Raw genomic sequence first — 1997 nt, 5'->3', positions numbered from 1 at the left:
AACTTTGCAACATCTTGAGAGATGGTGTTAATCTGACCACCTGTAATAGCATCCTTAGAACCAGAAGCGATATTTCCATCAGCAATATTGTGAAGAGCCGTGGCAGTTTTATCTTTACCACCAAAAGTTATACTTCCATAATCAACAGTGCCATTTTTATCGTCTTTATCATAGTGAACAACGGCGGAATCATCTGATTGAAGACGATTAATTTGGTTGGTAATCTCAGTAGTAAACTTATTCTGAACGTTTGTGATAGAAGTACCAACACCTTCAAAAGCTGCTGCTACATTCTGATAAGTCTGATCTTCAGTGTTGCCATCAGTATTAACTGTTTTAACCTTAAAGCTTGGTGCTTGCCATTTGCCTTCCTCATATTTAGCACCACCACCAAAGTACTGTGCAACATTATCACCTAAAGAATAAAGTTGTTTACCCGTGATGGCATCTGTTGAGTCTTTTGAAATAGTGCCATCCAAAAGGTGCGTAAGCTTACTATTTGCCTTTTCATCATCTTTGCCATGATCTGCAACAAAAGCATGATCTTCCTCACTCCATAATAAAGCATCGCCTTTAACTTGTTGCGTAATATTCGTTATGTTTTGAGTAAACTCGTTGAACTTATTCGTTATATCGTTGGTAACTTTATTCTGGACATTTGTAATAGAAGTACCAACGCCTTCAAAAGCTGCTGCTACATTGGTATAGTTCTTATCTTCTTTATCTCCATCAGCATTAACGGTTTTAACCTTAAAACTTGGATCAGACCATTGGCCATTCTCATATTTCGCTCCACCGCCCAAATAAGTCGCAACCTTATTATTTGTCTCGAAAAGCTGGGAACCATTAATAGCTTCTGTCGAGTCTTTTGTAATATCCCCGGCTGCAAGGAATTTAATTTTGCTATTCGTTTTTTCTTCTTCTCCATGAAGTGCAACAAAAGCATCGTTTTCATTGCTCCATAGCAAAGCATCGCCTTTAACTTCTTTGTTAATGTTATCGACTTTTTTATTAAAGTCTTCAACAATATTGGTCAGATGATTATTTACATTTGTGAAATTTTTATCAATTCCTGCAAAGGCTGAACCAACATTATTATATGTCTTGTTTTCACTTTCCTTACCATCTTCACTAAAAGCTTTCAGTGTAAAGCTTGGTGCGCTCCAATCTCCATCCTTATACTCAGCGCCACCACCAAAATATTTTGCAACATCTTTGCCTAAAGAATAAAGCTGAGAACCATTAATAGCTTCTGTTGAAGCAGCAGAAATTTTTCCAGAAGCAAGGAATTTAATTTTGCTATTGGTTTTTTCTTCTTCTCCATGTTGCGCACTAAAGGCATTGTCTTCCTTGCTCCATGATAAAGAATCCTGTGCAACGCCCTCTGAGACTTCCTTAATACGATCATTCACATTCTTGATACTAAGATCAAGACCTGCAAGGGCTGTTCCAACACTGTCAAGAGAACTTTCTGTTACAACGCCATCCTTGGCAATATACGATAATTTATAAGTTGGACCTGTAAAAGCTCCATTGTTAAAAGCTGCATTTCCACCCAAGAATTTTGCTATATCTTCACCAATTTTATAAATCTGTCCACCATTTATCGCATCATGCGACTTATCAGAAATCATACCATTAGCAACATTGTGGAGAGCTGTAAGAGTTTTCTCTTTACCACCAAAAGTTACACTTCCATAATTAATGGCGCCATCCTTCTTATCATAGTGAACAACGGCGGAATCATCTGATTGAAGACGATTAATTTGGTTGGTAATCTCAGTGGTAAACTTATTCTGAACATTTGTAAAAGAAGTCCCTACGCCTGCTAAAGCATCCCCTACATTGGTATAGTTCTTATCTTCAGAGTTACCATCAGCGTTAACTGTATTAACCTTAAAGTTAGGCGCTTTCCATTTGCCTTCCGTATCATAGCCGGCGCCACCACCTAAATAGCTCGCAAGATGCTCATTCATCGAATAGAGTTGTCCACCCGT

General features: G+C 38.0%; 1 pseudogene. It reads right to left on the bottom strand.

Annotated features, from left to right (window positions below):
- Positions 1–1997: pseudogene (locus tag FS875_RS10305) on the bottom strand (hypothetical protein); the annotation flags it as partial.

It is taken from the genome of Bartonella saheliensis, assembly GCF_902162175.1.
The sequence above is the reverse complement of the archived record's forward strand: the minus strand, read 5'-3'. Positions and strand labels throughout refer to the sequence as shown.